This window comes from Trichloromonas sp. (assembly GCF_034006665.1).
GTDB lineage: Bacteria > Desulfobacterota > Desulfuromonadia > Desulfuromonadales > Trichloromonadaceae > Trichloromonas.
The window spans coordinates 1-7843 of sequence record NZ_JAVESI010000075.1 but is presented as its reverse complement, the minus strand read 5'-3'; the positions used below and the strand labels follow the sequence as shown (position 1 = coordinate 7843).

The 7843-nt window shown below is 55.8% G+C and carries 9 protein-coding genes and 2 pseudogenes; 6 read left to right on the top strand and 5 right to left on the bottom strand.

Annotated features, from left to right (window positions below; translation table 11 throughout):
• Positions 1-249 precede the first annotated feature (249 nt).
• The 6 genes and pseudogenes from RBR25_RS17095 (at position 250) to RBR25_RS17070 (ending at position 4112) form a co-directional block, all read left to right on the top strand.
• Positions 250-390: a hypothetical protein gene (locus RBR25_RS17095; protein WP_432820752.1), complete on the top strand. Its 141-nt coding sequence runs from the start codon at positions 250-252 to the stop codon at positions 388-390.
• 203 nt (positions 391-593) lie between these two features.
• Positions 594-1049 (top strand): annotated as a pseudogene (locus tag RBR25_RS17090) (LPD7 domain-containing protein); the annotation flags it as partial.
• 225 nt (positions 1050-1274) lie between these two features.
• Positions 1275-1622 (top strand): hypothetical protein, encoded by a 348-nt coding sequence (locus RBR25_RS17085; protein ID WP_432820751.1) that lies wholly within the window; start codon positions 1275-1277, stop codon positions 1620-1622.
• A 19-nt stretch (positions 1623-1641) separates the two neighbouring features.
• On the top strand, positions 1642-1785 hold the full coding sequence (locus RBR25_RS17080; RefSeq protein WP_432820750.1) for a hypothetical protein: 144 nt from the start codon (positions 1642-1644) through the stop codon (positions 1783-1785).
• Positions 1786-1997: 212 nt separating this feature from the next.
• On the top strand, positions 1998-3482 hold the full coding sequence (locus tag RBR25_RS17075; RefSeq protein ID WP_432820749.1) for an IS1380 family transposase: 1485 nt from the start codon (positions 1998-2000) through the stop codon (positions 3480-3482).
• A 291-nt stretch (positions 3483-3773) separates the two neighbouring features.
• Positions 3774-4112: a protein-tyrosine phosphatase family protein gene (locus RBR25_RS17070; protein WP_432820748.1), complete on the top strand. Its 339-nt coding sequence runs from the start codon at positions 3774-3776 to the stop codon at positions 4110-4112.
• Positions 4113-4273: 161 nt separating this feature from the next.
• On the opposite strand, the pseudogene RBR25_RS17065 reads toward RBR25_RS17070, so the two are convergent.
• The 5 genes and pseudogenes from RBR25_RS17065 to RBR25_RS17045 form a co-directional block, all read right to left on the bottom strand.
• Positions 4274-4387 (bottom strand): annotated as a pseudogene (locus RBR25_RS17065) (DUF808 family protein); the annotation flags it as partial.
• 220 nt (positions 4388-4607) lie between these two features.
• Positions 4608-4898 carry a type II toxin-antitoxin system RelE/ParE family toxin gene (locus RBR25_RS17060; protein ID WP_432820747.1) on the bottom strand — a complete coding sequence of 97 codons (291 nt, stop codon included), beginning with the start codon at positions 4896-4898 and terminating at the stop codon, positions 4608-4610.
• A complete protein-coding gene (locus RBR25_RS17055) occupies positions 4895-5128 on the bottom strand; it encodes a type II toxin-antitoxin system ParD family antitoxin (RefSeq protein WP_432820746.1) in 234 nt (77 codons plus the stop codon). The genes RBR25_RS17060 and RBR25_RS17055 overlap by 4 nt, the downstream gene beginning before the upstream one ends.
• Positions 5129-5419: 291 nt before the next feature.
• Complete coding sequence (locus RBR25_RS17050) at positions 5420-6682, bottom strand: hypothetical protein (RefSeq protein WP_432820745.1); 1263 nt, start codon at positions 6680-6682, stop codon at positions 5420-5422.
• Positions 6679-7698, bottom strand: coding sequence for an NAD-dependent epimerase/dehydratase family protein (locus RBR25_RS17045; protein WP_432820744.1), 1020 nt, complete (start codon positions 7696-7698; stop codon positions 6679-6681). Before RBR25_RS17045 ends, RBR25_RS17050 begins: the two co-directional genes overlap by 4 nt.
• Positions 7699-7843 lie beyond the last annotated feature (145 nt).

Here is a 7843-nt window from a genome sequence, read left to right as displayed (position 1 = left end):
CAAAGAGCCATTAAGACCGCTGCGGGGATATCTACGACATTTTGCCGAGGCCTTTCGGCCCGGCAACAACCGAATTGGTTGGCTCATGCCTCAAGCCGCGTGAGCTTTTTTCGCGATTGCATCAAGGCTGCTTTGATCAAAATGCACCGGCAAGTGGCAATCTGGATCTCGATCCCGGGGGCATCGCCCTGCGTGGCCTGTTGGTGCGGCATCTGATTCTCCGCAGGACCGGCAGGCACCCGCCGGGGCATGCAGTTTATCTCCCGCGAACTCTTCCCCGAAACCTACGTCAACGTGATGGATCAATACCATCCCTGCCACCGGGCGACCGAGCATCTACGCCCCCACTGCACCGACGGATCAGCCAAGAAGAATTCGGCGAAACGGTGACCATCGCTCAGGAGGAAGGGCTGTCCCGGTTGGACGAAACAGGTTTCCGCTCATTCTTCGGTTGAGGGCCATCGTGAGATAAAACTGTAACCGGATTCCTGACATACATCGCAAGGATTTCCTTTTAAGGCAGTAATGCGCAATATTTTAAATAATCCCTTTCTTCTTAGAGTCCAGAAGACCCCGGACCAACTGGCTTTCGAAACAAGGGGAATAAGCTGCATACTAAGTCCAATGGGGTGAATGTCCCTGCGGCGTTGGTGGAGATTGCCCACTCGCGAGGGGGTTTAACTGAAATTAAGGTGAACGGGTCCGAGGAGTTCCGCCGGGCGGTGTGGTTGGAGGCTAATGTCCAGGGGATTGAATTCAAGGGGTATGAGCCCAAGGAGACGGACCTTGCCACGTTGGAAAAGCTGAGTATGCAAAAGGCCCTGTGGGAGAAAAAGCCGGAAGATTTGGTAAAGGAGCATCCGGAATTGAGTAATGAAGCGGTGACGTTGAAGTTGGCAGAAAAGGTTCTCAGCGATTTCCAAATAAACCGGACCAAGAGCGGTTTATGTCCGGGGTTGTGGATCGGGTTTCTGCTCAGGTGGAACAGGGACAACCGCTTCCGCAAGTCACCGAGGCGAAGCCGGGGAAAGCTGGTTCAGGAGCGTTGATTGAAATGCGAAGAGTAATTTTCTCCCAGCTGATATGGTTGGGGCTGTTTCTGTTGCCGGTGTGTGGTCTGGGGGATTCACAGGACACCATACCCGCCAACTTGCGGCCATGCTGAAGGACAGCGATGTTCTTATCCTTGGGGGGAGAAGCACGGAAAGGCGGAATCGACCAAGCTGTTTGTGGGCCTTGTCGATGAGGCGACCCGTAGCGGGAAATGCCTAACTGTGGCTTTGGAAATCAGCTCGGACCAGCAGCCGGCGCTTGATCGGGCGATGAATGGGGATGGGTCCGTTGATGAGGTTGTGGTTGATCCCATTATCGACCATCCCGGCTACCGGGAAATGCTCGCCGGGCTTCGCGGGTTGAAGACCAAGGTGCGGTGTCTGCATGTGGTGGCTATTGATGGGATTGCGGAAAAGATTGATCGGGATGCCTGGATGGCTGAGGCTTTGCCCCCCCTGTCTCGGGAAGGGGCCGGTGGTTTGTCTTCTGGGGTGTCTTCACGCGACGAAAAAGATTCGGTGGGAGAGTGGAAGGGTTTGGCCTTTCATGGCGGAAAGGCTTGTAGCTAAGGGCGTTCGGGTTTGCTCGGTGGTGCAGATTTGGGACGGCAAGGGGAGCGATGAAGTCGCTCCCCTTGCTATTGAGGACGTGGCCAATGTTCTTGATCCGGTTGCGGCCAGGCTGCCGGATGATGTACGGGAGTTTGGGGATTATGTGGTTCGGTGGAAGTAGAAATTCCCGATTTTAGCCCGCCATTTTTTGGGGATAGTGGGATTTAAGGAGATGTGGGACCCCAAAACGATTTGTTGGTCGGACGCGGACACATCGTGAGTATTCATCCTGATTCACCGGCAAAAAACATAAAAACCTCGTTGTCCCAATGAAATTGGGGAGATAGAATAGTTGTGCGAGCAACAATCTACCATCAACGAGGTGAAATCAGTATGGCACAGGGCGTTCTTCCGTTCCAGTACAAAGAGCAGGGCCAAGCTTCGGGATTGACCGCGCTGGGTGGGTTGCCGGCGTATTTGGATCTGGCCCAGGCGGCGGGTTTGCGTGATGCCATCCGCCGGCACTTGTCGGTTCGCCCGGCGCACGGCCAGGGATGGAACGACGAACAGATCGTGATGGCGTTGATTCTTTTGAACCTGTCGGGCGGGGATTGCGTCGCTGATCTGGAGCGGTTGGAGGCGGACGAAGGGCTGTGCCGGGTGATGCGGCGCGTGGAGCATTACGGACTGCCGCGAGCACAGCGGCGGAGCTTGGAGCGACGCTGGCGCAAGCAACGGCGCCGCGCCTTTCCCTCGGCATCGCCGGTGTTTCGTTATCTGGCGGCCTTTCACGACGAAGAGCAAGAGCAAAAACGGCTTGGAGGGACGGCCTTTATCCCGGCGCCCAACGCCCATCTACAGGCATTGGGACGCGTCAATCGCGATTTTATCGCCTTTGTTCAGAGTCGTTCGGTGCAGCGTGAAGCCACCCTCGACATGGATGCCACGCTGGTAGGCAGCGAGAAAGCCGGGGCGCTGTGGTGCTATGATGGCTACCGGGCCTATCAGCCCTTCAATGTCTACTGGGCGCAGCAGGAACTGGTGGTGCACTCGGAGTTTCGCGACGGCAACGTCCCGGCCGGCCATCAGCAGTTGCGGTTATTGCAGGAAACCTTGGAGCAGCTGCCCGAAGGCGTGGAAAAGGTCCAGGTTCGCTCCGACACCGCCGGCTACCAGCAGGAGCTGTTGCGCTACTGCGCCGAAGGCCGAAACGAGCGCTTCGGGGTGATCGAATTCGCGATCGGCGCCGATGTCAGTGAAAGTTTCCGTAACGCGGTGGCCGAGGTCGAAGAGAGCGAATGGGCGGAGGTCTGCTACGTGCCCTCGGGGCTCGGCCATTGCAAGAGCGGCCCGGATTATCGCTATCTCGCCATCCGCGAGCCGCTACACCGGCAACTGACCCTGCCGGAGCACTCCGAAGTGGAGCCCCCGTCCGACAACGTTGAGAGCGGCGACGGCGGCGCCTACAAGATTCGTGGCATCGTCACCAACCGGAGCCTCGACGGCAACGAACTGATCGCCTGGTACCGGCAGCGCTGCGGCAAGAGTGAAGAAATCCACGCCGTGATGAAAGACGACCTAGCCGGCGGGAAGCTTCCTTCCGGAGATTTTGGCGAGAACGCCGCCTGGTGGGGGATCATGATCCTGGCGTTGAATCTGAATTCGGCCATGAAGCGCCTGGTTCTGCCCGCAAGCTGGAGGAACAAACGATTCAAGGCCCTGCGCTTCGGTCTGATCCATCTGGCCGGTCAGGTACGGGAACGTTCCCGACAGTTGGAGGTATTGCTGAGCCCCCGACAGCCGGCGCTGCCTCTGCTTCGGCAGATGCGGGAAAAGATTGTCGATTTGGCCCGAGGCGAGCCGCTGGCGGTGGGGTAGGGGGATAAGCCCCGGCGAAAAGAGGAAGAAACCGGCCTTCGGGGGATAGCTGCGCCCAAAGCACGCCGAAACAGCCCGGAATAAGCGCGTCCGGTCCCCACAGCCCCGGTTCGCCCCCGCCGAAAGCCTGAGATCGGGGAATGAACTAAAAAACGACCCTCAAAAAGACTCCGCCAACTTTTAATGTTCGGTAGGTGGTGGATCTGGGATTCATGCCGCCGATTGCTAAAATTGAGGTGGTCTGATACAAATAGTTGATACGTAGGGAAAAGTCGGAGTGGTTCCGAACCCTTGTCAGTTATATTTGATATTGGCGTTCCGACCATTCCCAACCAGATGCTCTATATATACTTTCCGTTCAATGACGACCATCTGCCTGACTTGGAAAAACTCCATGCAGTGGCTCGCTTAGGTGCGAGTCTGGTGGCAGCGGGGCATAAGGTATTGTGCCATTGTCTTATGGGGTTCAACCGCTCGGCCTTGTTAGCAGGTTTAATTTTAGTGTATCTGGGTATGACGGGCGAAGAGGTGGTCAAACTACTGCAATCGAAAAGGGCAGGGGCTCTTTACAACGAGACCTTCGTCGGCTACCTGCGTTCGGCTCAACCATTGGCGAAGACTAAGGCATGACAGGGAATTAGTCGATGCTGCGGCTCCTGATATTGCTGCGTTCGCAAGTCCGTCCTGTCAATCGCTCTTTTTTATAGAACAGTATGCGTACGCTTCTTGCCACGCGTAACAGCGACAGGATGGCAGCGCCTGCGAGCACTCCCGCAAGCGCATTAAGAGCTCCCGGAGACAACGGCGACTTGAAAGCCGAGGCTTGTGCCTTGGACGGTACCGAGGGCGATGACGATTATCTCGGCCGAGAGGATAAAGTCCGTACGGATCGCTCCCTTGATCTTCGTTATACTTAAAATTTCACTTCCTTAACAAGCGGAAGAAGCATCTATTTTGGACGCCGCCACTTTCTCATAATCCACTCCCTGTAGAACACGAAACGCCCCCGGTCTCAATATCGAGGGCGTTTTTCATAATGCGCATATTTTCAGAAACGACTGACGGAATCTTCAGAGACTCCCGCCGAAAGACAGGCCGAGTTGAAAAATTTACCGATTTTACACTTTAAAGATGTCGTTCGAAGTCCATTCTTTGATGAAGAATCCGAACAACATTAATTCCATCAGCAGTCAGTGTAAAAAAAATGACATGGGACCCGGATTTGGATTTCAGATACCCTTTCCGTACATCACTAATATCGACAGAAGTTGATGAGTCACTGGCTTGTCTTTGCATCGCTGCCCATAACTCACGTACGTACTTTTCAGCCTGGGGAATCCCCCATTCAGCAAGGGTATAATCCCAGATATCACTCAAGTCAGCCTTGGCTTTGGGAGACAAGGTCACTTGGTTCATAGTGACAGGGACTTCTTTTTGTCAGCGATGAACGCATCAATGTCCAAACAGGTTGATGAGCCGGAATTCTCCCCTTCGATTAAAGCCTGACGTAATTGCTCGAGTTTTATGTGGTCTTTTCTGATCAGGTCGCGTACGTAATCGGAGGCGTTAGCATATCTTCCGCTTTGAACACACTCCTCAACCCAAGTCTTCATCTGTTCCGGCAGGGAAATATTCATCGTTGCCATGAGATTCTCCTTTTGGGGCTCACAGAATTAATCTATGGCAAACTTTGCCAATTGTCAATCTTTGTCAAGTCGATTTGTGACAGCAGCAGGGTGGCACCCAGCAAAATCGGAACGCATCTCTGGTATGCGCGATGCCCTGGATTGCAGGGATTGTGAGAGCAGCGCCGACAAAGCCCTCTACTATCCAGCTTCTTGTACCGGTCGTAGTAGGTGGCGACATCTTTGGCGGAAGCCTCCATCAGCAGCCTGGCCTGCTCCGGGTTGACCGGCATGCCCCGGGGGTCACTGCCGCTACTGATGCAGGGTGGTGCGAATGATTTCGAAATAGCCCGGCGCCCGCACGACTTCTTGATATCCCGGAACGACTCCCACCCACTTGCCCAGTCGGACGTTGCGTTCCTGTGTGAGATAAAGGGTGGGCAATCCCATAAGCGCCGGACCGTCCATGCCGGCAGTGGTAACACCAATCTGGCCCACCAGGCCGTGACGGTCTCTCAATTCTTCAAACAGCCGCAGTTGCGCTCGGCGCATGTCCGGCCCCTGGAAGAGCGGCTCTTTCCAGCAAAGGGTCAGGTCCACTCCACTTATCGGCACAAGGTCCGCGGGAACAGCATCGCCGAAAAAGATGGGAGTGAGCCCGGCATTCAATACCAGCTCGGAAAGCTGACGCAACTCATCAAAACAGGTATTGCGCAGGGCATCGTGGTCACCCGTTCGTACCCAAAGCAGCACCTTCCGTTTTGGATTTCCTCCCACATGGCCATCGATCCATGATTTCAAGGAAGCCGCCGGCGTGTCGTTTCCCAGGAAGGCTGCGCGAAGGGTGCGCTGTGCTTCTGCCGCGTCGGCGTGAAAAGCCTCGGCGATGATATGAGTCAGGTGCTTGGGGCTCGCCGGACGAGATCGATAGGGGCGAAGGGCCCCTTCCAACCCGGCATCGTGAAGGAATCGTTTGGCCTGCAATTCCTGGGCAGCGCCGGGTTTGATCTGGATGGAAAGGCCGGCAAACAGTGCCGCCGCAGCCAGGTACCAGCCTTCGCCAAAGGAAAAGCCAGGATCGGCATGGAACGTATAGGCGCGGTTCCGCTCCAGGACGATTTTCCTGGCGGCGTTCGCGGCAGCTTCGGCTCTGCGGGCAATCGTTCTCGCTTCGGCCGTATCAAGGAGCCGGGCAAAACGTGCGGCCGCTAATGCCGCCACTTCCGCAGTGCAAGCGATCTGCTCGACTCGCTGCCAGCCCTCTTCGCAATCTGCCAATGTCGGCGCCCGCTGCGCTCCGCGCGAGAGCTGCCCGGCACCATAGCGCGCATCCTCGGCCCGCGCGCCTTGCGCCCGCAGCAACACCCAGTGGAGAGATCCTAGCTCACTGTTTTCCCGCGCGCCCTCCAGCGCCTGTGTGGCCAGCAGGACAACCTGCTCCAGCCGAGATCGATAGTCATCGCGCACTCCGGGCAGATGCAGCCTTCCCTCTAATGCCGTGGCCTCCGCCAACAGAGTGGCAGCCGATTGTGCGACCCCTCCGCCATCCCTTTCGTGATGGAGCAGCCCTGTCACAGGATCTTCTTTGACCAGGTTTTCGGCGCGAGCGGCCCGTCTATTTCCAACTCAACATTGTGTAAAAAGGGGCGGGGTCCGCGAGATTTTATCCAGTCGATCATCACGGCCAAGCCCTCTTCGAGTTTCACCTTCGGCTGGTAATCAAGCAGTCGCCGGGCCTTGTCGGCGCAGCAGTTGGCAAAGAAAACCTCCTGGGGGCGGCTATCGATCCGGTTCGGCTGCAGATCAAAATCGAGCAGCCGGGCGATTGTGGCGGCCAGCTCGTTGATGGTGACAAACTCATCGTCGGGACCGATATTGATGATCTCCCGGACACAGCGGTCGTCCGTGGCCATCCGCAGCAGCGGGTCGACCACATCAGAGACATAACTGAAACAGCGACTCTGATTGCCATCCCCGTAGATATAGGGTTGGCGTCCTTGCAACATCAGGTTGATGAATATAGCGGCCACATTGCGATAAGGATCGTCGTACCGCTGCCGCGGCCCGATGATATTGTGAGGAACCGCCACCACCCACTCCATGCCGTGGGTTTCGGCAATATTGGCAAGCAGCCGTTCCGCGCTCCATTTGGCGATACCGTAGGGATCCTGAGGAGCCGGCACCATATCCTCGGTAAACGGAACCTCATTTGTGCCGTACCTGGCCATGGACGAACAGAGAACGAAGCGCTTGACTCCTCCGGCCGCTGCAGCGGAAACAACGCCACTGGTCGCCGTTACAACGTTCCGGGTGACCAGATGTGGGCTGAATACGGAGAGGCCTTCATAGGCTGTGGCAGCGCAATGGTAGACAATATCGACGTCTTTCATCAAAGCGGCCAGTGGCGCAAAATCATTGCAGTCGATTTGATGAAACACAGCGCCACTCGGAACATTGTCAAGGTAGCCACCCATCAGGTTGTCACATCCCGAAACTCTGTACCCTTCAGCCAGGCACCTGTCCGCAATATGACTCCCTAAAAAACCTGCTATTCCCGTAATGAAAATTCGTTTTCCGCTCAATTGAAGCACTCCATACCGGATTTTTTATTGATGCCACCGCAAAAAGAGAAGATCCGACAAATAGTTTAAATCATTAGATTATTTGCAATTTTTTTCTTGCGCCGGGACGTGATCTATGGTATATTCCTTAACAATTCCAATGCTTTGCGAGGGA

What these genes read in the sequence shown, in the direction of transcription:
- RBR25_RS17095 (WP_432820752.1), top strand. Translation starts at nt 250, where the DNA reads ATGCAGTTTATCTCCCGCGAACTCTTCCCCGAAACCTACGTCAACGTG.
- RBR25_RS17075 (WP_432820749.1), top strand. Translation starts at nt 1,998, where the DNA reads ATGGCACAGGGCGTTCTTCCGTTCCAGTACAAAGAGCAGGGCCAAGCT.
- RBR25_RS17060 (WP_432820747.1), bottom strand. Translation starts at nt 4,898, where the DNA reads ATGAACCAAGTGACCTTGTCTCCCAAAGCCAAGGCTGACTTGAGTGAT.
- RBR25_RS17055 (WP_432820746.1), bottom strand. Translation starts at nt 5,128, where the DNA reads ATGGCAACGATGAATATTTCCCTGCCGGAACAGATGAAGACTTGGGTT.